The 22800-nt window shown below is 62.2% G+C and carries 30 protein-coding genes; 23 read left to right on the plus strand and 7 right to left on the minus strand.

Annotated elements, in window-relative coordinates; all coding sequences use genetic code 11:
- Positions 1-19 precede the first annotated feature (19 nt).
- Positions 20-631 (minus strand): TetR-like C-terminal domain-containing protein, encoded by a 612-nt coding sequence (locus tag KUV51_RS16235; RefSeq protein WP_222522505.1) that lies wholly within the window; start codon positions 629-631, stop codon positions 20-22.
- Between the two features lie 216 nt (positions 632-847).
- Here KUV51_RS16235 and KUV51_RS16240 point away from each other — a divergent pair, with 216 nt between their 5' ends.
- The 17 genes from KUV51_RS16240 (at position 848) to rpmE (ending at position 12229) form a co-directional block, all read left to right on the plus strand.
- Entirely contained in the window at positions 848-1300 is a 453-nt protein-coding gene (locus KUV51_RS16240) for a nuclear transport factor 2 family protein (protein WP_222522506.1), read from the plus strand.
- A 261-nt stretch (positions 1301-1561) separates the two neighbouring features.
- Positions 1562-3073, plus strand: a complete 1512-nt coding sequence (gene ffh / locus KUV51_RS16245) for a signal recognition particle protein (protein ID WP_222522507.1) — start codon at positions 1562-1564, stop codon at positions 3071-3073.
- Positions 3070-3600, plus strand: a complete 531-nt coding sequence (locus KUV51_RS16250) for a GNAT family N-acetyltransferase (protein WP_315898837.1) — start codon at positions 3070-3072, stop codon at positions 3598-3600. Before ffh ends, KUV51_RS16250 begins: the two co-directional genes overlap by 4 nt.
- On the plus strand, positions 3597-4115 hold the full coding sequence (locus KUV51_RS16255; protein ID WP_222522508.1) for a GNAT family N-acetyltransferase: 519 nt from the start codon (positions 3597-3599) through the stop codon (positions 4113-4115). The genes KUV51_RS16250 and KUV51_RS16255 overlap by 4 nt, the downstream gene beginning before the upstream one ends.
- Complete coding sequence (locus tag KUV51_RS16260) at positions 4112-4639, plus strand: GNAT family N-acetyltransferase (RefSeq protein ID WP_222522509.1); 528 nt, start codon at positions 4112-4114, stop codon at positions 4637-4639. Before KUV51_RS16255 ends, KUV51_RS16260 begins: the two co-directional genes overlap by 4 nt.
- A 139-nt stretch (positions 4640-4778) precedes the next feature.
- Positions 4779-5342, plus strand: coding sequence for a GNAT family N-acetyltransferase (locus KUV51_RS16265; protein WP_222522510.1), 564 nt, complete (start codon positions 4779-4781; stop codon positions 5340-5342).
- A complete protein-coding gene (locus KUV51_RS16270; protein ID WP_222522511.1) occupies positions 5342-5944 on the plus strand; it encodes a GNAT family N-acetyltransferase in 603 nt (200 codons plus the stop codon). The genes KUV51_RS16265 and KUV51_RS16270 overlap by 1 nt, the downstream gene beginning before the upstream one ends.
- A gap of 108 nt (positions 5945-6052) precedes the next feature.
- Positions 6053-6349, plus strand: a complete 297-nt coding sequence (locus tag KUV51_RS16275; protein ID WP_222522512.1) for a chorismate mutase — start codon at positions 6053-6055, stop codon at positions 6347-6349.
- A 48-nt stretch (positions 6350-6397) separates the two neighbouring features.
- Positions 6398-6787 (plus strand): 30S ribosomal protein S16, encoded by a 390-nt coding sequence (gene rpsP, locus KUV51_RS16280; RefSeq protein ID WP_222522513.1) that lies wholly within the window; start codon positions 6398-6400, stop codon positions 6785-6787.
- A 15-nt stretch (positions 6788-6802) separates the two neighbouring features.
- Positions 6803-7429: a 5,6-dimethylbenzimidazole synthase gene (gene bluB, locus KUV51_RS16285; protein ID WP_222522514.1), complete on the plus strand. Its 627-nt coding sequence runs from the start codon at positions 6803-6805 to the stop codon at positions 7427-7429.
- Positions 7430-7740: 311 nt separating this feature from the next.
- Complete coding sequence (locus tag KUV51_RS16290) at positions 7741-8076, plus strand: hypothetical protein (protein WP_222522515.1); 336 nt, start codon at positions 7741-7743, stop codon at positions 8074-8076.
- Between the two features lie 291 nt (positions 8077-8367).
- The gene (locus KUV51_RS16295) at positions 8368-8505 is read left to right on the plus strand and encodes a hypothetical protein (RefSeq protein WP_222522516.1); all 138 of its coding nucleotides are present in this window, start codon (positions 8368-8370) and stop codon (positions 8503-8505) included.
- Positions 8498-9004 (plus strand): ribosome maturation factor RimM, encoded by a 507-nt coding sequence (gene rimM, locus KUV51_RS16300; RefSeq protein WP_222522517.1) that lies wholly within the window; start codon positions 8498-8500, stop codon positions 9002-9004. Before KUV51_RS16295 ends, rimM begins: the two co-directional genes overlap by 8 nt.
- A 4-nt stretch (positions 9005-9008) precedes the next feature.
- On the plus strand, positions 9009-9815 hold the full coding sequence (gene trmD, locus KUV51_RS16305; protein WP_222522518.1) for a tRNA (guanosine(37)-N1)-methyltransferase TrmD: 807 nt from the start codon (positions 9009-9011) through the stop codon (positions 9813-9815).
- 164 nt (positions 9816-9979) lie between these two features.
- A complete protein-coding gene (locus tag KUV51_RS16310; protein ID WP_222522519.1) occupies positions 9980-11377 on the plus strand; it encodes a calcium-binding protein in 1398 nt (465 codons plus the stop codon).
- 244 nt (positions 11378-11621) lie between these two features.
- Positions 11622-12011 (plus strand): 50S ribosomal protein L19, encoded by a 390-nt coding sequence (gene rplS, locus KUV51_RS16315; RefSeq protein ID WP_222522520.1) that lies wholly within the window; start codon positions 11622-11624, stop codon positions 12009-12011.
- Entirely contained in the window at positions 12008-12229 is a 222-nt protein-coding gene (gene rpmE / locus KUV51_RS16320; RefSeq protein WP_076629100.1) for a 50S ribosomal protein L31, read from the plus strand. Before rplS ends, rpmE begins: the two co-directional genes overlap by 4 nt.
- Positions 12230-12475: 246 nt before the next feature.
- Here rpmE and KUV51_RS16325 read toward each other — a convergent pair whose 3' ends face one another.
- The 5 genes from KUV51_RS16325 to edd form a co-directional block, all read right to left on the minus strand.
- Positions 12476-12928 carry an NUDIX hydrolase gene (locus KUV51_RS16325; RefSeq protein WP_222522521.1) on the minus strand — a complete coding sequence of 151 codons (453 nt, stop codon included), beginning with the start codon at positions 12926-12928 and terminating at the stop codon, positions 12476-12478.
- Positions 12929-13064: 136 nt separating this feature from the next.
- Positions 13065-13673 (minus strand): bacteriochlorophyll 4-vinyl reductase, encoded by a 609-nt coding sequence (gene bchJ, locus KUV51_RS16330; protein ID WP_222522522.1) that lies wholly within the window; start codon positions 13671-13673, stop codon positions 13065-13067.
- Positions 13666-15303, minus strand: coding sequence for a magnesium-protoporphyrin IX monomethyl ester anaerobic oxidative cyclase (bchE, locus tag KUV51_RS16335; protein ID WP_222522523.1), 1638 nt, complete (start codon positions 15301-15303; stop codon positions 13666-13668). The genes bchJ and bchE overlap by 8 nt, the downstream gene beginning before the upstream one ends.
- 97 nt (positions 15304-15400) lie before the next feature.
- The gene (eda, locus tag KUV51_RS16340; protein WP_039682107.1) at positions 15401-16045 is read right to left on the minus strand and encodes a bifunctional 4-hydroxy-2-oxoglutarate aldolase/2-dehydro-3-deoxy-phosphogluconate aldolase; all 645 of its coding nucleotides are present in this window, start codon (positions 16043-16045) and stop codon (positions 15401-15403) included.
- Positions 16046-17860, minus strand: coding sequence for a phosphogluconate dehydratase (gene edd, locus KUV51_RS16345; RefSeq protein WP_222522524.1), 1815 nt, complete (start codon positions 17858-17860; stop codon positions 16046-16048).
- Between the two features lie 213 nt (positions 17861-18073).
- Between edd and KUV51_RS16350 the strand changes: the two genes are divergently transcribed.
- The gene (locus tag KUV51_RS16350; protein ID WP_222522525.1) at positions 18074-18883 is read left to right on the plus strand and encodes a division plane positioning ATPase MipZ; all 810 of its coding nucleotides are present in this window, start codon (positions 18074-18076) and stop codon (positions 18881-18883) included.
- 53 nt (positions 18884-18936) lie between these two features.
- Complete coding sequence (locus KUV51_RS16355; RefSeq protein ID WP_147110549.1) at positions 18937-19257, plus strand: antibiotic biosynthesis monooxygenase; 321 nt, start codon at positions 18937-18939, stop codon at positions 19255-19257.
- On the opposite strand, the gene KUV51_RS16360 is transcribed toward KUV51_RS16355, so the two are convergent.
- Positions 19247-19684, minus strand: a complete 438-nt coding sequence (locus KUV51_RS16360; protein ID WP_222522812.1) for a MarR family winged helix-turn-helix transcriptional regulator — start codon at positions 19682-19684, stop codon at positions 19247-19249. The two genes, KUV51_RS16355 and KUV51_RS16360, sit on opposite strands and share 11 nt — an antisense overlap.
- A gap of 67 nt (positions 19685-19751) precedes the next feature.
- Here KUV51_RS16360 and hmgA point away from each other — a divergent pair, with 67 nt between their 5' ends.
- From hmgA to fahA, 4 genes are read left to right on the plus strand one after another with little or no spacing between them, the layout of a single operon-like run.
- Positions 19752-21107 carry a homogentisate 1,2-dioxygenase gene (gene hmgA / locus KUV51_RS16365; protein WP_222522526.1) on the plus strand — a complete coding sequence of 452 codons (1356 nt, stop codon included), beginning with the start codon at positions 19752-19754 and terminating at the stop codon, positions 21105-21107.
- Positions 21104-21280, plus strand: coding sequence for a hypothetical protein (locus KUV51_RS16370; protein WP_222522527.1), 177 nt, complete (start codon positions 21104-21106; stop codon positions 21278-21280). The genes hmgA and KUV51_RS16370 overlap by 4 nt, the downstream gene beginning before the upstream one ends.
- Positions 21277-21450, plus strand: coding sequence for a hypothetical protein (locus KUV51_RS16375; protein WP_222522528.1), 174 nt, complete (start codon positions 21277-21279; stop codon positions 21448-21450). Before KUV51_RS16370 ends, KUV51_RS16375 begins: the two co-directional genes overlap by 4 nt.
- A gap of 18 nt (positions 21451-21468) precedes the next feature.
- Positions 21469-22725 carry a fumarylacetoacetase gene (gene fahA / locus KUV51_RS16380; RefSeq protein WP_222522529.1) on the plus strand — a complete coding sequence of 419 codons (1257 nt, stop codon included), beginning with the start codon at positions 21469-21471 and terminating at the stop codon, positions 22723-22725.
- The last annotated feature ends 75 nt before the right edge of the window (positions 22726-22800 follow it).

The raw sequence follows: 22800 nt of genomic DNA on the forward strand, positions 1-22800 counted from the left end.
GCATCGGCTGCTCTTTGCGCTACCCTGCAGCTTTCAACGCCATGGCGAGGACATGCGCCTGTCGGCGCAGGTCGCTGCGAGACGCGCGCTTGCGGTTCACGATCAGACGCCAATACAGCGGCGACGGAAGCAAATCCAACGCCAGCGCCCGGTCCAGGCTGACAGGAAGCTCATCCCGGGAAATCGCCCGATCCAGCAAGTCTTCGGCCCTGTTGCGGCGCGCCGTTGCAACCGTGTCGAGCAACGGGACCAATTCGTCCGACCGGGCCCGCTCGGCCAAAAGGTCCGGCAAGATGCGTCGCACCTTGGAATGGCGAAAGAAAACCGCAAGCGAGTGCAGGAAGGCATATATATCCGCCTCCAGACTGCCCTCATCTGAAATGGGCGTCACGGCGAAAGCGACACTCTGTATGGCGTCACTGGCAAAGTCACGCTTGGACGACCAGCGCCGATAGATCGCAGCTTTACCGGCGCCGGCCTTCTTGGCGACCCGTTCGAGGCTGAGGGCGGCATATCCCCGCTCCGCCCACTCATCAAAGAATGCACGGTACAATGACTGCGTCAGCTCAGGTCTTTGCAAAGCGGCGCCAGACAGTCGTCGCGGCTTTTGTTGAGCGCTTTCAGGTTCCATTCACATCCCATCACCATTCGTCGATACGTTAGCGTTCCACTGGAAGAACCGGAACTGGAAACGACGGGCGGTGTCGATCAGCTCATCGGCTCATACAAAACCCCACAGAAGTGTTCGAGAACGTAGGCCGCCGAATTTTTACGTCGAGACGGTTGCGTTCCAACGACAAGCCCCCATCTTCCGCATCAGAACCGCATGACAAAAAGGAGCGTTCCGATGTCCAACACCGATCCTCTGCCCGCGCTTACGACTTTGCTGCGAAACAGCCTTGGTGATCTTCTCGATCCGGCGGACAGCTTCCCCGAGATGTGCGCCGAGGATGTCGTGTTTGAAGCGCCATATGCCCCCGCAGGCTCCAATTTCCTGAAGGGTCGGACCGCCGTCGCCGATTACCTGCCGGTGGTTCGCGAACACTATGACATCCAGGAACTGGTCGAGACCGCTCTCTACCGGACCACGGATCCGGAGGTCGTGATCCTCGAATTCGAGACGCGAAACAGCACCGGGCGCAAAACCGGCCTGCCTTATGACCAAAGATACATCAACGTGATCCGCGTCCGAAACGGCAAGATCGTGGACTACCGGGACTACTGGAACCCTGTTGTCGCGCTGTCAGCTGTTGGTGGCACCGACGGTATGCCCGACGCAGTAAAGGGCAGGACAGCCTGAGCGGCCGTTGCGAGACACCACGGCTGCTGCCAACCAAGCCGACAACTAATTGCAGCGCTTGACTCGCGGCCAACGCTGGCATACGCCGCGCGCAACACCCGGAAGCCCGATAGCTTCCGGTCCCTTGGGATATGCCCGGGATCGCCCTCCGTCAGCGCGTTGCGCCCACGGGGGCGCTCGTCGTTTGGTCCATCCCTTGGGGTCCCCACCGCCCACGCTTATGTCGTGGGCAAACGTCAACGGTCGAAAGGATGCAGGCCCATGTTTGAAAATCTCTCCGAACGCCTCTCCGGTGTCTTCGACCGGCTGACGAAACAAGGCGCTCTGTCCGAGGATGACGTAAAAACCGCCCTGCGTGAGGTCCGCGTGGCCCTGCTTGAGGCCGACGTGTCCCTTCCCGTCGCCCGCGACTTCATCAAACGCGTGCAGGACGAGGCCACCGGACAGGCCGTCACCAAATCGGTCACCCCCGGCCAGCAAGTCGTCAAGATCGTACACGACGCCCTCGTCGCGACCCTCACGGGCGAAGGCGAACCCGGCGCGCTCAAGATCGACAGCCCCCCCGCCCCGATCCTGATGGTCGGCCTGCAAGGCGGTGGTAAGACCACTATGTCCGCCAAACTCGGCAAACGCCTGACCGAGCGTGACGGCAAGCGCGTACTGATGGCCTCGCTCGACGTCACACGCCCCGCCGCCATGGAACAGCTCGCCATCCTGGGCGCGCAGGTCGGTGTCGATACCCTGCCCATCGTCAAGGGCGAGAACCCGGTTCAGATCGCCAAGCGGGCCAAGACCCAGGCCAGCATGGGCGGCTACGACGTCTACATCCTGGACACTGCAGGTCGCCTCTCCATCGACGAAGAGTTGATGACCCAGGTCGAACAGGTCCGCGACATCGCCAACCCGCGCGAAACCATCCTCGTCGTCGACGGCCTGACCGGTCAGGACGCCGTAAACACGGCACAAAACTTCGACGACCGCATCGGCATCACGGGCGTGGCCCTCACCCGGATGGATGGCGACGGCCGTGGTGGTGCTGCGCTCTCCATGCGCGCCGTCACCGGCAAGCCCATCAAGTTCGTTGGTCTGGGCGAAAAGATGGACGCGCTCGAAACCTTCGAGCCAGAACGCATCGCGGGCCGCATCCTCGGCATGGGCGACATCGTCTCCCTCGTCGAAAAGGCACAGGAAACCATCGAGGCCGAACAGGCCGAAAAGATGATGAAGCGCATGGCCAAGGGTCAGTTCAACATGAACGACCTCAAGATGCAGCTTGAACAGATGATCAAGATGGGCGGCATGGAAGGCATGATGGGCATGATGCCCGGCATGGGGAAACTGTCGAAACAGGTGGCGGATGCCGGGTTCGACGACAAGATCCTCAAGCAGCAGATCGCCATGATCCAATCCATGACCAAGAAAGAGCGCGCCGCCCCGCAAATCCTGCAGGCCAGCCGCAAGAAACGCATCGCCGCAGGCTCCGGCATGCAGGTCAGCGACCTCAACAAGCTGCTCAAGATGCACCGCCAGATGTCCGACATGATGAAAAAGCTCGGCAAGGGCAAAGGCGGCATGATGAAACAGGCGATGAAGGCCATGATGGGCAAAGGCGGCGGTATGCCCGACATGGGGAACATGGACCAGGCCCAGCTTGAAGCGGCGGCCAAGCAACTCGGTGGCAAGATGCCAGGCGGTCTGCCCGGCCAAAATCCATTCGGGGGCGGCGGCATGCCCCTACCTCCGGGCCTCAGCGGGTTCGGCAAGAAGAAGTGACCGGGATCACCGATCATATCCCGACGCTCGAAACCGAGCGTCTGGTGCTGCGCGCACCGGTCAAGGCCGACTTCCCGGCCTTTGCGGCCTATTGCGCCTCGCCCCGCGCCACATTCAGCTGGGGCCAGATCGGCGCCGACCGCGCGTGGGCCGAATTTGCAGCCGCCGTCGGAAGCTGGTCGCTCATGGGCTTCGGCGCGTGGTCGATCGAGGACCGGGCCACCGGCACCTATTGCGGCGAGGTCCTGCTGCAACATCCCGCCCACTTCCCCGAACCCGAACTCGGCTGGACTCTTATGGAAGAGGCCGAAGGCAAGGGCATCGCATACGAGGCCGCCGTGGCCGCGCGCAATTGGTTTGCCCAGCACCACGAGGACAAGTCCCTCGTCAGCTACATCACGCCGGGCAACACCCGCTCCGAGGCGCTCGCGACACGACTCGGCGCCACCCACGACCCCGAAGCCCCAAGGCCCGACGGCGAAACGCCCGAAGAGACGACAGTCTACCGACACCGGAGGGCCGCATGATCACCCTCACCGGCACCCCCGTCCTCACAACCGAACGGCTGACCCTGCGCGCACCACAACCCGCAGACGCGCCCACCTTCATCGAATTCTACAAAACCGACCGCGCCCAATATGTCGGCGGCCCCAAAGATGACCGCCGCGGGTGGGAATTCTTCTGTACCGAGATCGGCCACTGGGTCATGCGCGGCTACGGCATGTTCGTCGTGACCTATACAGGCGACGACACACCGCTCGGCATCGTCGGCCACTGGAACCCGAAAACCTGGCCGGAACAGGAAGTCGGCTGGGTCATTTTCGACCCGAAGGTCGAAGGCAAAGGCATCGCTTTTGAGGCGGCCAAAGCCGTGATCGATTACACGTGGACCACGCTGAAATGGGACACCATCGTCAGCTACATCGCCTACCCCAACGAACGCTCCATCACGCTCGCCGAACGCCTCGGCGCAGTCCGCGATGATACGGCAGAAGTCCCCGGCACAGCCTATGTCTACCGCCACCCGAGGCCCACGGCATGAGCGTCACCTTCTCCGCCCCCAAGCTCGAGACCGAGCGTCTGATCCTGCGCGCACCCGACCTGTCGGACTTTGACGCACTGGCTGATTTCTACACCTCCCCGCGCGCTGCATTTGTGGGCGGCCCACAAAGCCGCGAACTCAGCTGGCGCGCGCTCGCTCAGGAAGCAGGCCACTGGGTCCTGCGCGCGTTCGGCCGCTGGACCCTGATCGAAAAAGACACCCAAGCGCCGGTCGGCATCGTCGGCCTCTGGCACCCCGAAGGGTTTCCCGAACGCGAATTGGGCTGGGACCTCTTCAACGGCGCCACGGGCAAAGGCTACGCCACCGAGGCAGCCCGCGCCGCCCGCGACTACGCCTACAACACCCTCGGCTGGACCACCCTCACAAGCCTGATCGCGGTAGAAAATCACAACTCCGCCCGCGTCGCCGAACGCCTCGGCGCCACCTACGACAGCGACTTCACGCACGAGCGTTACGGCCCCATGCAACTCTGGCGACACCTGGGACCGGAGGCACTGACATGACCCCTTCCCTGTTTCAAAAAAATCCCCCCCGGAGGGCCGGTCAGCCACAAGCCTCAAGCCAGATGAAACGGGCTCACGGTCCAAACGCCGCCAATATGTCGTCGCGCGCCAGCGCGTCCTTCTGGAAAGGCGCGCGCCGATGACCTTCCCCTGCGAAACGCCCCGCAGCGGCGCGGCCTCCCTCTTCGCCATCGCCCTGCAAGGCCACTTGCCGACCCTCGCGACCGACCGGCTCATCATGCGCGCCCCGCGCGTGACGGATTTCGACACCTACGCCCAGATCGCCTGCACCGATCGTGGCCAACATCTGGGTGGCCCGATGAGCCGCGAAGATGCCTGGCTCGACTTCAGCCAAATGACATCCACTTGGCTCCTGCACGGCCACGGCCTCTGGACCATCGGCCACGCGGGCGACATCGCGGGCTTTGTCGTGCTGGGCTACGAGCCCGGCGATCAGGAACCCGAGCTCGGCTTCATGCTGACAGAACGGGCCGAAGGGATGGGCATCGCGCAAGAGGCCGCTCAAGCTGCCCTCACCCACGCCTTTGACACGCTCGGCTGGTCCACGCTGGTCTCCTATATCGACCCCGCCAACGCCCGCTCCATCAAACTGGCGCAACGGCTCGGCGGTCTGCCCGATGGCGAGATCGCGCAAGACGGCGAAACGACCCTCATCTACCGCTACGTCCGGGAGGTGATGTGATGTCTCATGCCGCCATCCCCGTCATCGAAACACAGCGCCTCGTCCTGCGCGGCCCCGAGCCCGAGGACTACCCGAACTTCAAGGCCACCTTCGCCTCCTACCGCTCCCGCTTCATGGGCGGCCCGCTGAACCCCTACGAGGCGTGGATGCTCTACGCCGCCGAAATCGGGCACTGGGACATCCGCGGCTTCGGCATGTGGATGATCCACGACAAGGATACGGACGACACCTACGGCATGGCTGGTGGCTGGCAGCCGGCAGGCTGGCCCGAACGCGAGATTGCCTGGATCATCTGGCCGGACAAGGCGGGCAAGGGCTACGCGCTCGAAGCCACCCACGCCGTGCGCGCGCATTACTACGCGAATGGGTGGGACGGCGCTGTCAGCTATCTCGACCCGATGAACCTCGACAGCATCCGGCTGGCCGAGCGGCTCGGTGCGACCAAGGACAAGACTGCGCAAACCATCGACGGCTCCGACGCCGTCTACCGCCACCCCTCTCCCGCGGCACTCGATGGCACGCAATTGGCACACGGGATCGAGATGGAAATCGGCCACTACGCCGACCCGATGTTCAAACCGAAAGGATGGGCACTTGATTAACGAAACCTTACACCACCCTCACGGTGGGGGTGCACAGGGGGTGTACGGATGGTGCACGGGGGGTGACACCCTGTTTTCCAGCCTTTTCGGCCCCGGAAAGGGACGCCCATGACCGACGCCGTCACGCGCGCCGCCGAGGTGCTGGCCGACCACCGCGCCAGCATCGACCGGCTCGATGCCATCCTCGTCTACACCCTGGGCGAGCGGTTCAAACACACACAGGCCGTGGGGAAACTCAAGGCCACACACGACCTTCCGCCCTCCGATCCCACGCGCGAAGCCGCGCAGATCGCTCGGCTCGAAGATTTGGCAAACCGGGCCGATCTGGACCCCGAATTCGCCAAGAAGTTCCTGAACTTCATCATCGCGGAGGTGATCCAACACCACCGCAAACACCAATCGTAGGGTGGGCAATCTGCCCACCACAAAACTAAAAACAAAAGGAAATACACCATGGCTATGAAAATTCGTCTCGCCCGCGGCGGCTCGAAAAAGCGTCCCTTCTACCGCATCGTGGCTGCCGACAGCCGCATGCCGCGCGACGGCCGCTACATCGAAAAGCTGGGCACCTATAACCCGCTTCTGCCCAAGGACAGCGAAGAGCGCGTGAAGATGAACATGGAGCGCGTGCAATACTGGCTGGGTCAGGGCGCACAGCCCACAGACCGCATCAGCCGCATGCTGGAAGCCGCAGGCGTTCTGGAAAAGAAAGAGCGCAACAACCCCAACAAGGGTGAGCCCGGCCAGAAAGCCAAGGACCGCGCGGAAGAGAAAGCGGCCAAGGCTGCCGAAGCCTCCGAAGCCCCGGCCGAAGAAGCTACTGCAGAAGAAACCGCAGAGTAATCAGGGGCTTGGCGCGTGGACACATTTCCGGATGAGTTTCGCCGTCAGCTACTGAACCTCATGGCGTGGCGGCGCGACGTGCGCCACTTTCGCACCGATCCCGTGCCCGAGGCAGTGCTGATGCGCTGCCTCGACACATTTCGGCTGGCCCCTTCCGTGGGCCTGTCCGAACCCTGGCGCATCCTCCGCGTCCAAAGCGATACGGCCCGCACCGCCGCCCTTGAGAACTACAAATCGGCCAACGCCGCAGCACTCGCCGGATATGATGGCGAAGAAGCCGCCAGCTACAGCCAACTCAAGCTGTCGGGCATGGCCGAAGCCCCTGAACACCTTGCGATTTTTTGCGACGATAGCACGACGCAAGGGCGGGGCCTTGGCGCCGCGACCATGCCTGAAATGCGGCGCTACTCGGTGGTCGGCGCCATCACGCTGATGTGGCTCGCCGCCCGGTCCGAAGGGCTGGGCATGGGCTGGGTCTCGATCCTCGACCCCGACCAACTCTGCCGCGATCTCGACGCACCCGAAGGCTGGTCGCTTGTCGCCTATATGTGCGTCGGCTGGCCCGAGGAAACCGCCGACACTCCGGAATTGGAGCGCGCTGGCTGGGAACATCGGCACGACCTCATCATCGAACGGCGTTGACGGGTTCAAGCGCCCTCGCGCCCCACCGTGCCCGGCATCGGTTCCCCGACCCGCAAACCGGCGAAACACGCCGCGCAGGGTCAAACCCGCGGATCGCCGTAGGGCCTTTGACCTCGGAAAAGGCGCACGCATGCCACGCTTGCACCAATCACTATGTTGTTCGGGACCATCTCGTTCGCCTATGTGCTCGACACGGTTCTGCGCATGTACAACCGAAAATGCCCCGCACGACAGCGCGCTGCAGCTCAACACATGCAACGTCAACGCGCCCTGCCCAAGAGTGGTAAACCGACACCAGCGGAGATCAAGACATGACAACACTGCGCCTGTTCCTCATCGCATCGACACTTGGAATTTACGCTTCGACCGTCATCGCAATTGCCGGTCATGGATGGCTTTGGCCCGTCGTGGCGTTCAACGACCTGACTGCGTTGAATTGGCGCTCGCAATTCGACTTTGACTTCATCATCTATCTGCTTCTGTCATCGACATGGATCGTCTGGCGGGAGGGGGCGACGGCCAAAGCGTATGTCTATGGTTTTCTGAACGTCTTCCTTGGAGGCATGTTCGGTTTCCCCTACCTGTTGGTTGAGTCTTACCGCGCAAACGGGGACATCAGGAAAATCCTTCTGGGCACAAACGCCTGAGGTGCTGATGCGCTGCTTCCATTTCGAATGGTCGGGGCGCCTCTAGGCACATGTCGCAAACACGCGTCAGGAAACAGCTTCCTCTCCCCAACCAGCCGCTTGGGTGCGGGGGCATCTGATACCGTCGCCACCATTCAAATGCGTGTGCGCTGTATCGGATCACACAGTAGAACCGGCCAGCCATGCGAAACGATACAAAATCCGCGCGCTCACGCGCCCAGAGGCATCCCGCACTGGACAACGTTCGGTAACGTGTCGCAAATGCACCAACCTTTCCAGCACGTGAGCCTTATGTTCGGACTTGTTCGCACTGCCATCCTGATCCTTGTCGCCTTTGTGGCGGGTCTTCTGTTCGAACGCAGTCAGGCGGCGGAGGCCTGCGCGGGGCAAGGCGGCGAGATGCGCGACGGAGTGTGCTGGCATGAGTGACGATCTGATTTGCGTCGGTGCCATTGGCGGTGCCTATGGCGTTCGGGGCGAGGTGCGCGTGAAATCCTTTTGCGCCGCACCCGAGGACATCGAAACCTACAGCCCTCTCACCTCGGAAGACGGCAAACGCGCCTTTTCGCTCGCTATCATCCGCCCGATGAAAAACGGATTTGTCGTGCGCATCGCGGAAGTGGCGACCAAGGAAGAAGCGGACGCGCTAAAGGGCATCCAGCTTTTCGCCCGCCGCGAGCAGCTCCCACACCTGCCTGATGACGAATTTTATTACACCGACCTCGTCGGGCTGGAAGTGTTCGACACCGGAGGCACGTCCCTTGGCCGCGTCAAGTCGGTCCAGAACCACGGCGCCAGCGATCTCCTCGAAATCCACGCACCCGGCGGTACGGCTACGGTGCTCCTGCCCTTTACTAAGGTCGCGGTGCCCACGGTTGACCTGTCTGCGGGGCGTATCGTCGCCGACCCGCCCGAAGGGCTTTTCTAGGGCCATGACACAGCCCCCCAAGTCCCAAGCCGCAAAATCCCATGGGCGCAAGGCTATACGCCCGACGCTCAAACCATCGTCGCTCATGGACGAGGCGCCCGACCTCGTGGGCGTCTGGCAGGCACGGATCGTGACACTGTTCCCAGAAACCTTCCCAGGCGTGCTGGGCGCTTCGCTCACGGGCAAGGCGCTGCAGGACGGGAAGTGGCAACTCCACACGCACGACCTGCGCGCGCACGGTATTGGCAAGCACCGCAACGTTGACGACACGCCCGCGGGCGGTGGGGCGGGCATGGTGTTGCGCGCGGACGTGGTCAGCAACGCGATTGCCGAGGCGCAGACTCACGCGCGCGGACGCTGGCCCATCCTGTATCTGTCCCCGCGGGGACAACGTTTTGACCAGGCCATGGCGCGCGACCTGGCGCGGTGCGACGGGGTCACCCTGCTGTGCGGCCGGTTCGAAGGTGTGGACGAGCGTGTGCTTGAGCATTGGAACATCACCGAGGTCAGCCTCGGTGATTTCGTGATGACCGGGGGCGAGATTGCCGCCCAAGCCATGCTCGATGCAACCGTGCGCCTCTTGCCCGGCGTGCTTGGCAACGCGGAAAGCGCGGTTGAGGAAAGCCATTCACACGGTCTGCTGGAACACCCGCAATACACCCGACCCGCAACGTGGGAGGGACGCGACATTCCGGCGGTTTTGACCTCGGGCGATCACGGCAAAGTGGCAGAATGGCGCCAAGCCCAATCCGAGAAGCTGACGCAGGAACGGCGCCCTGACCTTTGGGCAAAACGACCAACCAAGCCATAGAACTCGGGCATCTGTTTCGCCGCAGGAAACGGTTGCGGAAATACGGCGCGATTGGCTTCGGACTCAGCACGCTTTGCAAAAAGCTGACACAAATCCGGTCAACGTCTGCTAGTGTTGAAAAAACGAGTCGAAAACGGCCTGTATGAACCTGGGGACAATTTGGAATGCTGTATATTCTGGCGATGCTCGGACTGGCGTCCGGCGCCGTATTTGTGGGCTCTGATCAAGACGATGAGATCAGGGGAACCAACGACAATGATGTAATCGACGGCGGCGATGGCGACGATTTGATCAATGGTCAACGCGGCAACGACGATCTGGATGGGGGGGCGGGCCTCGACACCCTGATCGGCGGGTGGGGCAACGACACGCTGACCGGTGGTGAGGATGACGACCTGCTGCGCGGTGCGCGCAACAACGACGTCATCGACGGCGGCGACGGTGATGACCGCGCATTTGGCGACATGGGCCAGGATGAAATCAGCGGCGGCGCGGGCAATGACTGGCTGGACGGTGGCCAGGGCCGCGATACGGTCGACGGCGGCGCGGGCGACGACACGATCAGCGGCGCATCCGGAAACGATCTGTTGAATGGCGGAGAGGGCGACGACGCACTGAATGGCCGCACCGGGAATGACAGCCTGCGCGGCGGCGATGGCAACGATCTGTTGGTCGGCGAACGCGGCAACGACGACCTCAAGGCAGATAGCGGTGATGACACCATCGACGGCGGTGATGGGCATGACACACTCAAGGGCAATGACGGCAATGACAGTGTCATGGGCGGCGATGGCGACGATCTGGCACGCGGCGGTGCGGGTGATGATCACGTCAGTGGCGACACCGGGAACGACCGCGTGTCTGGCGGCGACGGAAACGATGTTACCGAAGGTGGCGACGGCGATGATACGGTTCTCGGCGGTGAGGGTAAGGACACAATCGATGGTGGGGCGGGCGATGACGTGCTCGTCGCGGCAGAAATTGGCCGCCCCTTGGAAGGCGCAATCGAGGCGACCGCTGACCGCTTGCTCGGCGGTGACGGCAACGACTCGCTGGTGCTGTCAGATTTCGACTGGGGCACGGGCGGCGAAGGAGACGACACATTCATAGTCGCTCACTCCGTCAACAACACTGACACCGTCACCGAAGAGTTCCGCAACGACGGCAATACCAGCACCTGGATCCGTGACTTCAACGTCCAGGAAGACCAACTCGCCATCCTGAATACCGATCCGGGCGACCCCGAGATCGAGTTTCGCGTCGATGGCTCCTTTGCGGGTGGATGGTACAGCGGCAACGTCTTTGAAGTCTTTCTGAACGATGAAAAAGTCGCGACGGTGCGGCTCGATGGCGACTATAGTGCGTTGGGTCCGGGGGGCACGTCCAACTCGGTCGAGTTTTACAACCGGGACCAGTGGAATGAATTGCGCGCGCAGAACGCGGGCAACATCTTTTTCGATGACAATCCGCGCAGCAGCTTCCACCTGATCGACAACTTTACCCTCTTCGCCTCCGATATCATGGTTCTGGATGCGGCCGACTACGCGGGTATGGTGTCCTGAGCCTGAGCGGGCTTGACCGCTATCTGGCCTGGGCATATACGCCACTCGTTCGGTCCCGACACTCGGATTCGGACGGTTTGGCGCGTGGTGCCTTCTTCGGCACGTAGCCATCGCGACAAATCTGCACAGAAATGATGACCTGACCTCTGGCGGGCACTGCGGTGGACCCGGTGAAGACACAGAGCTCTGAGGCGCGACACAACCTTCGTGGGCAAACCACGAGCATCGATAGGAGACCAGGCCCATGGACCTGATCGCACAGCTAGAGGCGGAACAGATCGCCGCCCTGGGGAAAGACATCCCCGACTTCAAAGCCGGTGACAGCATCCGCGTCGGCTACAAGGTGACCGAAGGCACCCGCACCCGTGTGCAGAACTACGAAGGCGTCTGCATCGCCCGCAACAACGGCTCGGGCATCGCTGGTTCGTTCACCGTTCGCAAGATTTCCTTTGGCGAAGGTGTGGAGCGGGTGTTCCCCCTCTACTCGACCAACATCGACAGCATCACTGTGGTCCGCCGCGGTCGCGTGCGTCGCGCCAAACTCTACTACCTCCGCTCGCGCCGCGGCAAATCGGCCCGGATCGCGGAAGTCACCAACTACAAACCCAAGAAGTCCGAAGGAGCGGAAGCATGAAAGCCGACACGCATCCCGACTACCACATCATCGACGTCAAGATGACGGACGGCACGGTGGTTCAAATGAAATCGACATGGGGCAAGGAAGGCGACCAGCTGTCGCTCGACATCGACCCCTCCGTGCACCCCGCATGGACCGGCGGCACCTCGCGCCTGATGGACACCGGTGGCCGCGTGTCGAAGTTCAAGAACAAATACGCTGGCCTGGGCTTCTGAAGCCTGCGCCAGTACCACAATTGCCAAGGGTCGCTCCAACTGGGCGGCCCTTTTTCGTTGGCGGGCGCAGCTGGTTCAAACAGTCTCGGTCCGTTGGACCCATACCCGCAGTGTACCGTCCGGAAGCAGATAGCCGCGCCGTGCGATTTCGACTTTTGGGTCGAACACAACTGACCCAAGTGTCGTCAGTGCGGAACAACGCAGTCCTGGACAATTGTGACGAGCGCTCCTTCGGACCAATAAACATCAAACAGGACCGCGAGTTCTGGAAATGAGGGAAAGGCCGAAGTCGACAACCTCAACCCTGTTCAGGTGTTGAACCTCTCCAACCGTGAACCAAGCCGCACCTACCGTCGTGTCGTCGTCGCTGAAGTCCGTTTTGAGTTCCCCAGAACAATTCTGTGCTTCAAATATCAATCGGATTGCGAGACCGCGCTGTCCTCGTTCGGTTGCACCTTCGTCAAACCACTCTGACTGTGCACCCAACAATGCGCCGATATCTGCGCACAGGCCGGTTTCCTCTTTTAGTTCTCGCAATGCGGTCTCGTGTGCCGCTTCGCCCCATTCCATGCCACCACCGGGCAATGTCCAAGCGCCCGATTTGGGGTGACCCGTCTTCTCAAATTGCGTCAGCAAAACCTGCCGTTGCGCATCAAACGCGACCACATAAGCGGCCGCCCTTTGCCAGTCGACGCTCATTTCAACACCTGTTTCCTTTGGTCACAAACAGAGATTGGCGACAACGCGGTGTCATTGCAAGTTTGAGCTCAAGCCGAACATGTTCCAAGCAAACGAAGACGGTCCCTCGGGTCGGCTCACCAAGTAGAGGTCAAAGTCACAAAGATTTCGACGCCTCGCATCGCACCTCAAACCGGCACGGCCCCCCCCCGCTTTGCGCACCACACCGGCATTCCTCACAGGTACAACTCGGCGACACCAACGCCTGATAAAGCCGGGCAAAAACCGCAGCGTGCCAGTGGCACAAACACCCCGCGCTTCTCTCCCCCCGGATCAGCGGGTTGTCTGAAATCTCGAACGTCCACGCGTCCGGCACATGCAGCCGCCCCGACCCGACAAAGGTCCAGGCGTGTTTTTCAATGGCGCGCGACAACAGCCGCGCCGCTGGTGCAGGGGGCAGCGTGTACAGCACCCATTGCGCGGGTCGCGGGATCCGGTGGGTCAGGATGTAATTGGCGGTCTCGTACCCCGCAACGGATGAAAGGCAGGGGGCCAGATCCGGCTCTTCCTTGCGCAATTGCTGATGCAGCCGCGCGGCATCGCCTTCTGGGATCATGCAACTTCCGTCCGGGACATCGAAAATTCCGGCCGCGGCCAACATCTGCGCGCGCCGCTCAGGCCCGCCGATACGGTCCAGAAGCGGCAGCAATTGCAGGATGGCATTGGGCCCGATCACACCGGGCGGGCGATGGGCGTCCTCAGACATCCTCCATCTGCTGATTGCCCCCACCGCAGGCTTTGACCTGCCCGGCCTCGCGCTTGCGCGCGATGGTCTGCGCCTTCACCGCCTCGCGCCGTTCCTTGGCGCGCGCGGCCCGGTCGGCACTGGCCTCCCAATCCTCCAACTGCGCTTCGGCCAGTTGCCGGGTTTCGTCGAAATGAAAATCCACGGTTTTCTTGGTTTGCGGCCCCCAATACCCCGCCTTGCCCAGATCGTAGAACGTGCGCTGGAACCCGGCCTTGAGGAAGGCATAAAGGCAGCCCAGCAGATACCGCCGCCGGAACCCGGTGCCGCGCCACGGGTAATGAAACAGCGCCTTCTTGCTGTAGAACCGCCGGTAATTGTTCATCACCCCGTCCAGCAACTCGCCCCGTTCCATCGCGGCGGGCTTCATGATGGGCGTCACGAAGTTGTATTTTGAGAAGTCATAGATCTCGACCTGATCCTTCAACTCCTGGAACAGCGGGGTGAAGGGCCAGGGCGTATACATCGACCAGTTCGCCAGATCGGGCTGCCAGTCCCACGCCATCTTGTAGGTTTCTTCCAGCGTCTCCGGCGTCTCGTTATCAAGACCCACGATAAACTGCGCCTCGACCAGAATGTCGGCCTCGCGCAAGAGTTTGATGGCGGTCTTGTTCTCTTCAACCTTGGTTTCCTTGTTGAACACGTCCAGCTTCATCTGCGCGGCCGCCTCGGTGCCAAGCGACACATGCACCAACCCAGCCTTGCGGTAGAATTTCAGCAAATCCTTGTCGCGGTAAATGTCCGTGACGCGGGTGTTGATGCCCCATTTCACGCGGTCCGGCAGGCCCCGGTCGATCAGTTCCTGACAAAAGGCCACGAATTTCTTCTTGTTGATCGTCGGTTCCTCGTCCGCGAGGATGAAGAACCCAACCCCATGATTTTCCACGAGGTCTTCGATCTCATCCACCACGTCCTTGGGATCACGCACGCGGTAGTCGCGCCAGAATTTCCACTGGCTGCAGAAGGAACAGGTGAACGGACAGCCGCGCGCCAGATTGGGAATGGCGACGCGCGTGTTCAGCGGGATGTAGATGTATTTGGCCCAGTCCAGAACGGACCAATCAGGCTTGATCTTGCTCAGATCCTTGACCGTGCTGGCAGCTTGCGTGGCAACGATCTTGTCCCCATCCATGAAGGCAAGGCCGCGTATCTTCTTCCGCTCAGCGGGAAAGCGGCCGTCTTCGATGGCAAGCATCAGTTCGGTGCAGATCTCCTCGCCCTCGCCGCGCACGATCACGTCGATCCACGGCGCTTCGGACAGCACCTGTTTGTACATGAAGGTCGCGTGGACCCCGCCCATGACGCGAACCGCACCCGGCACCACGTCCCGCGCGATCTTCAGCACGTCCTCGGCCCGGTAGATCGACGGCGTGATCGCGGTGACGCCGACCACATCGGGGGCCAAGGCCTCCATCCGCTGCGCCAGATCGGCATCCGTCAACTCGTCCGTCATCGCATCGATGAAATGGATGTCGTCGAACCCGGCTTGCCGCAGATGGCCAGTCAGATAGGCGACCCACGCAGGCGGCCACGTCCCTGCAATCTCGGCCCCGCCGGAACGATAGTTCGGATGTACAAACAGAATGCGCATGTCAGCCCTCCATGTAAACCAAAGTTGACAGTCGGGCCGCCAACTTCATTGACATGGATCAAAGGGGCTGAATGCAGCGCGTTTCCGCTACGCGCTGTTACCGGGGCAGCGCCGCCGCTTCACGCGCCAGGGCCTCAATCCCGGCCCAATCGCCTGCGAGAACCTTGTCCTTCGGGGCCACCCATGACCCTCCGGCACATACGACGTTGGGCAGGCTGAGGTAACTTTCAGCATTGGCCATGCTGACCCCACCGGTTGGACAGAATGAAATCTGGGGCAAAGGTGCGCCGATGGCTTTGAGCGCTGGCGCACCACCTGATGCTTCCGCCGGGAAGAACTTGAGCATGTCGTAACCGCGTTCATAAAGGCTCATCGCCTCGGACGCCGTGGCAGCGCCAGGCAGAAGCGGCAGCTCCTCGGCCTCGCACGCTGCAATCAGCGCCTCGGTCGCGCCGGGAGACACGCCAAACTGCGCCCCCGCCTCTTTCGCGGCCTTCACGTCATCTGGCGTCACCAAAGTGCCCGCACCCACAACGCCGCCTTCAACCTTGGACATCGCCGCGATGACGTCCAGCGCGGCGTCCGTGCGCAAGGTCACTTCCAACGCGGGCAAGCCGCCAGCAACCAAAGCCTCGGCCAAGGGCGCCGCATGGGCCACATCGTCCACCACCAGCACAGGCACGATCGGCGCCAATTCACAGATTTCACGGGCGCGCACGGCAGCGGCTTTGGCGGTCAGCATTCAAAAGTCTCCAAAAACGGTCGCACCTGTGTTGGCGGACCCGACAGTATTGCGGAAGGCGTGGAACATATCGCGCCCGACCCCCCAGTGATTGTTCGAAAGATCGGCTGTGGCGTGGGGACGGTCAAGCACCCCGTCGGTCAGGACCTCAAGCTGGCCCGACACCGCATCGACGCGGATCACATCACCGTCCTGCACCTGCGCGATGACACCGCCATCCAGCGCTTCGGGGCAAACGTGAATGGCCGACGGCACCTTGCCCGACGCACCCGACATGCGCCCATCGGTGACGAGCGCCACCTTCTGCCCACGCCCCTGCATGATGCCGAGGATCGGCGTCAGGCTGTGCAGTTCGGGCATCCCGTTGGCCTTTGGCCCCTGGAAGCGAACGACGATGACAAAATCACCCTCGTTGAACTCACCCGCCTTGAACGCCGCCTTGACCTGATCCTGATCGTGGAACACGCGGGCTGGCGCTTCGACCACGCGATGTTCAGGCGCCACGGCGGACACCTTCATCACACCGGTCCCGAGGTTGCCAACCAGCCGGCTCAGCCCACCCGTCTCCTGGAACGGATCCGTCGCAGGGCGCACGATCTTGTCGTTCAGGCTCTTGCCCGCGCCGGGCTGCCAGGTCAGTTCACCATTGATCAGCTTAGGCTCATGCGTGTAGTTCTCCAGCCCCTCACCAGCGACCGTTTGCGTGTCGTCATGCAGCAGACCCGCCTTGAGCAGCTCGCCAATCATGAACCCAAGTCCGCCCGCCGCATGGAAGTGATTCACGTCGGCCAAGCCGTTCGGATAGACCCGCGCGATCAGCGGGGTCACTTCGGACAGATCGCAGAAATCCTCCCAATCCAGCACGATGCCGCCCGCACGCGCCATGGCGATCAGGTGGATCAGCAGGTTGGTGGACCCGCCCGTCGCGTTCAGACCGACGATCCCGTTCACGAACGCCTTTTCATCCAGGATGTTGCACACAGGCGTGTAGTTGTTGCCCAGCGCCGACAGCGACAGCGCCCGCTTGGCCCCCTCGACCGTCAGCGCGTCGCGCAAGGGCGTATTCGGATTGACGAAGGACGACCCGGGCAGGTGCAGCCCCATGAACTCCATCAGCATCTGGTTGGTGTTGGCCGTGCCGTAGAATGTGCAGGTACCCGGACCGTGATAGGCCGCCATTTCCGAGGCGAGCAGTTCCTCCCGCGTGGCCTCTCCGGCCGCGAACCTCTGGCGCACCTTGGCTTTTTCGTCGTTGGACAAACCGCTGGTCATTGGACCGGCAGGCAGGAAGACCGCGGGCATATGGCCGAAACTCTGCGCGGCGATGATCAAGCCCGGCACGATCTTGTCGCACACACCCAGAAACACAGCGGCGTCAAAGACGTTGTGCGACAGCGCCACGCCCGTCGCCAGCGCGATCACATCGCGGGAAAACAGGCTCAACTCCATGCCCGCCTCGCCCTGCGTCACGCCATCACACATGGCGGGCACGCCACCGGCCACCTGCGCCGTCCCACCCGCTGCGCGGATCGCGTCACGGATCAGGGTCGGATAGGTCTCGAACGGCTGATGCGCCGACAGCATGTCGTTATAGGCCGTCACGATGCCAAGATTGCCGACGCTCGCTTCGGCCAGCCGTGACTGGTCAGGTCCCGCTGCGGCAAATGCGTGTGCCTGGCCGCTACACGACAGGTGCGCACGCGCCGGTCCCTGAGATTTGGCGGCCGCCATGCGGTCCAGATAGCGCCGCCGTGTCGGTGCGCTGCGGTCGATCACGCGCTCGGTCACGCGCTGCAAAGTCGGGTGCAAGGGCATTCAGCTCTCCTCGTTCCTCACTTCGTTCCATAGACATATAGGCGCGGCTCGCGCCCGCGTTCGATCACCGTTTATGATAGCGCTAACAGAAAGGCAACGCGACATCCGCGCCACGTCGCCGCAGGAAAGTTGCGTCGCCCGCTTTCAAAGCCTCTCGCCACTACATATAGTAGCGCAAAATTCGCAAAGCGGATGTGCGGTTAGGGGGCAGTCATGGCGCATATCATCGTGGTCGGCAACGAAAAGGGCGGCGCCGGCAAATCGACCGTCTCGATGCACGTGGCCACGGCCCTTGCGCGGGCCGGAAAAAAGGTCAGCGCGCTGGACCTGGATCTGCGGCAACGCACTTTCGGACGGTATGTCGAGAATCGGGCAAACTTCCTCGCCTCGACAGAGCTTGATCTTCCTTCACCCGATGTGCACGACCTGCCGGAAATTGACGCAGCCGACCTCAAGCCGGGTGAAAACATCTATGACCACCGGCTGTCGGCAGCGGTCGCCACGCTGGAGCCCGACAACGACTTCATCCTGATCGACTGCCCCGGCTCGCACACCCGGCTCAGCCAGGTGGCACACTCGCTGGCCGACACTCTGATCACACCGCTCAATGACAGCTTTGTCGACTTCGACCTGCTGGCACGGATCGACGCCTCGGGCGAAAAGATCCTTGGGCCGTCCGTCTATTCGGAAATGGTCTGGAACGCCCGCCAACTGCGCGCGCAGGCCGGGCTGAAACCCATCGACTGGATCGTGCTGCGCAACCGCATGGGCGCACAACGCATGGTCAACAAGGAAAAGATGGAGCGCGCGATCAAGATGCTCGCCCAACGCATCGGTTTCCGCATCGCACCGGGTTTCTCCGAGCGCGTGATCTTTCGCGAACTGTTCCCGCGTGGCCTGACCCTGCTGGATCTCAAGGATATCGGGGTCAAGCAACTCAACATCTCGAACGTGGCCGCACGGCAGGAACTGCGCGACCTGATCAAGGCGCTCAATCTCCCCGAGGTCGAGGTCGACTTCTAGGATAGGCACGTTAAACTACCGGCATTGCTTAGAATTCATTGCCGGAACTGACTATGCCAGAACTCTCCCCCGATCCGTTCATCCAGATCATACGCTTTCGCGTGACCGAAGGACGGGCTGAACCACTGATGCAAGCCATCTTCGAACATCTCGATGGCTGGATCAGCGGGTGTGATGGCTTCCTGTCGTCGAATTTCCACGTGTCCGGAAGTGGCTTGCACGTCATCAACTACGCGCAATGGCGGGATCAGACGGCCTTTGACAGCTTCCTGCACCATCCCCGCCAGCCCGAACTTGCCGATACAATTGCACAGCAGCGTCCCGAACGGGTCGAAGCCGACAGTTTCGCGCTGGTCCGGTCGGTCACGGCCTAGCGGCCAGCCGCTCCAACATCGTGCGCAGCAACGCAGCTTCTTGCCGTGACATGCCGTCGGTCAGCGCTGCGTCGTATTCGGCCGCTGTCGCCTTGAGATCCTGATACACGCGCTGCCCCGCAGAGGTCAGCGTCAGGTATTCGACACGCCGGTCCGCCTCGGCCCGTGTGCGCGTCAGATAGCGCCGTTCTGCCAACCGCTGCACGGCGCGGCTGATCTTGGTCTTGTGCATCTGCGACCGCGCGCCGATGTCGCTGGCCGTCATCTGCCCGTAAATGCCGAGATGGAACAGAACGCGCCACTCGTTGCGCAGCATCCCGTACTTGTCCTTGTAGACTTTCTGAAACTCCAGGCTTGATGCCTCCGCCGCCTGGTTCAGCAAGTAAGGCAGGAACTGCCGCACATCGAAATCATCGCTCTTGACCATTGGCATCCGCTTGTTAGTTACAATTCCAACTATTACATGTGTGACCAATTCCGCAAGGGAGGTGTCCATGAACCGCCAGTCCGCTCCGCACTCCATGATCCAGGCGCCATCAGGTGCAGGCATCACCGAAGGGTACATGCCCGGCTTCGGCAACGATTTCGAAACCGAGGCGCTGCCCGGCGCGCTGCCCGAGGGCATGAACTCGCCTCAAAAGTGCAACTATGGCCTTTATGGCGAACAACTGAGCGGTACGGCCTTCACCGATGTGCGGCCCGAACGCACATGGTGCTACCGCATCCGCCCCTCGGTGAAGCATTCGGGGCGCTACGCCCGCATCGACCTCCCCTATTGGCACTCCGCGCCGCACACCCCGCAGGATGTCACCAGCCTGGGCCAATACCGCTGGGACCCGGTGCCCCACACCGATCAGGATCTGACATGGCTGACGGGTATGCGCACCATGACCACGGCCGGGGACGTGAACACCCAGGTGGGCATGGCCAGCCATATCTACCTCGTCACCGCGTCGATGCAGGATGCCTATTTCTACTCCGCCGACAGCGAAATGCTCGTCGTCCCGCAAGAGGGACGGCTGCGCTTCTGCACAGAGCTCGGCATCATCGACGTGGAACCGCAAGAGATTGCTATCCTCCCCCGCGGCCTCGTCTACCGCGTCGAAGTACTGGACGGCCCCTGCCGCGGCTTTGTCTGCGAAAACTACGGGGCCAAGTTCGAACTGCCGGGGCGCGGCCCCATCGGCGCCAACTGCATGGCGAATCCGCGCGATTTCAAAGCCCCCGTGGCCGCCTTTGAGGACCGCGAGGTCCCCTCAACCCTCACCATCAAGTGGTGCGGCCAGTTCCACGAGACCGAAATCGGCCATTCCCCGCTGGATGTGGTGGCATGGCACGGCAACTATGCGCCGCTGAAATACGATCTGAAGACCTACTGCCCGGTGGGTGCGATCCTCTTCGATCACCCCGATCCGTCCATATTTACAGTGCTTACAGCGCCATCGGGCCAGCCGGGTGTCGCCAATATCGACTTCGTCCTGTTCCGCGAACGCTGGATGGTGGCCGAAGACACGTTCCGCCCGCCGTGGTATCACAAGAACATCATGTCGGAACTGATGGGCAACATTTACGGCCAATACGACGCGAAGCCGAAAGGGTTCGTGCCGGGGGGCATGAGCCTGCACAACATGATGCTGCCGCACGGGCCGGACAAGACCGCGTTCGAAGGGGCCTCGAACGCCGACCTGCACCCGCAGAAGCTCGACAACACCATGTCGTTCATGTTCGAAACCCGCTTCCCGCAGCACCTGACGCAATTCGCGGCGCAGGAAGCGCCCCTGCAGGACGACTACATCGACTGCTGGACAGACATCGAAAAGAAGTTTGACGGGAGCCCGGGTAAGAAATGATGGAATATCTTGGATATCTCATGGGCGCGTTCATCGTCTTTGTGCTGGGCTTCATCCTCTGGGGCTGGTGGCAGAAATTCGTCAAAAATCGCCCTGACCGCTACGGCAAGGGGCCGGGCCACGACCTGCGCGGGGCCGAGCGCGGCCAGTGGCACCGCACGGACAAGACGTGATCGACTTCATCACCTCCCTGTCCTGGATCGGCTGGGTACTGATCGCCTTGGCAGCATTTACACTCTGGCAACTGCCCACCATCATCCGAAATTGGCGCAATCGCCCCGCCGATGACCGCAAGCTACAGCCCGGAGAAGACCCACCCACCAACGGCACCGGGTGGTATTGAAGACCGAAGAAAGACCAAATGCCCCTCACGCCTTCCTGGCTCGACAGCGCCAACAGTCCCGACACCGACTTCCCCCTGAACAACCTGCCCTATGGCGTGTTCTCCACCGACACGCTCGATCCGCGCTGCGGGGCCGCCATCGGTGACATGATCCTCGACATGGCCCAAGCCGAGGCGCAAGGCATCATCGACCTGACCGACGAACCGCTGTTCGAACTGCCCTTCTGGAACGACCTTATGGAGCAAGGGCCCGCCGTCTGGACCGCCCTGCGCAACCGGCTGACCGCGCTCCTAACCAAAGGCTCCAAGGACCAAGCGCTGATCGAACCGCTCCTCGTCCCCATGGCCGACGCCACCCTGCACATGCCGTTTGTGGTCTCCGAATTCACCGACTTCTACGCGGGCCGCCACCACGCCACCAACGTGGGCACCATGTTCCGCGGCCCCGAAAACGCGCTGCCGCCCAACTGGCTGCACATCCCCATCGGCTACAACGGGCGCGCGTCCTCGGTCGTGGTCTCCGGTACCGACATCCGCCGCCCCTGGGGGCAACTCAAGTCGCCTGACCACGACACACCAGCCTTCCTGCCCTCGCGCCGCTTCGACATGGAGCTTGAGATGGGCGCCATCGTCGGCATGGCCTCGGACGGCCCCCTCACGGTGGACGAAGCAGACACCGCAATCTTCGGCTACGTCCTCCTCAACGACTGGTCCGCGCGCGACATCCAGGCGTGGGAGTACCAACCGCTCGGCCCCTTCCAGGCGAAGGCCACCGCCACCTCGATCAGCCCCTGGATCGTCACCAAAGCCGCGCTTGACCCCTTCCGCGTGCCCACACCCGAGCGAGAGGTCGAACTGCTCGACCACATCAAGGACACAGGCCCGATGCTCTACGACATCGACCTGACAGTCACACTCGGGCCAGAGGGCAAAGAGCCCACAACCATCACCCACACCAACTACCGCGAAATGTACTACTCCGCCGCGCAGCAACTGGCGCACCACAGCACATCCGGTTGCCCGATGAATGTGGGCGATCTCCTCGGCTCCGGCACCATCTCGGGCCCGACAAAACCCGAACGCGGCAGCCTCCTCGAACTCAGCTGGGGCGGCAAGGAACCCATGACCCTCGACACCGGCGAAACGCGCACCTTCCTCGAAGATGGCGACACGGTCACACTCGCAGGCCACGCACAGGGCAATGGCTACCGTATCGGTTTTGGCATCTGCACCGGCAGCCTGCTGCCCGCCTTGGCAAATCCCTACGCGCGCTAGGTCTTCTTCTGACGAAAAATACGACGGGGGTCCGGGGGCTGGCCCCCGGTCCGCCCGGCAGAAAAGAGACCAAAC

It is taken from the genome of Tateyamaria omphalii (assembly GCF_019802125.1).
In the GTDB taxonomy this organism is placed as follows: Bacteria; Pseudomonadota; Alphaproteobacteria; order Rhodobacterales; family Rhodobacteraceae; genus Tateyamaria; species Tateyamaria omphalii_B.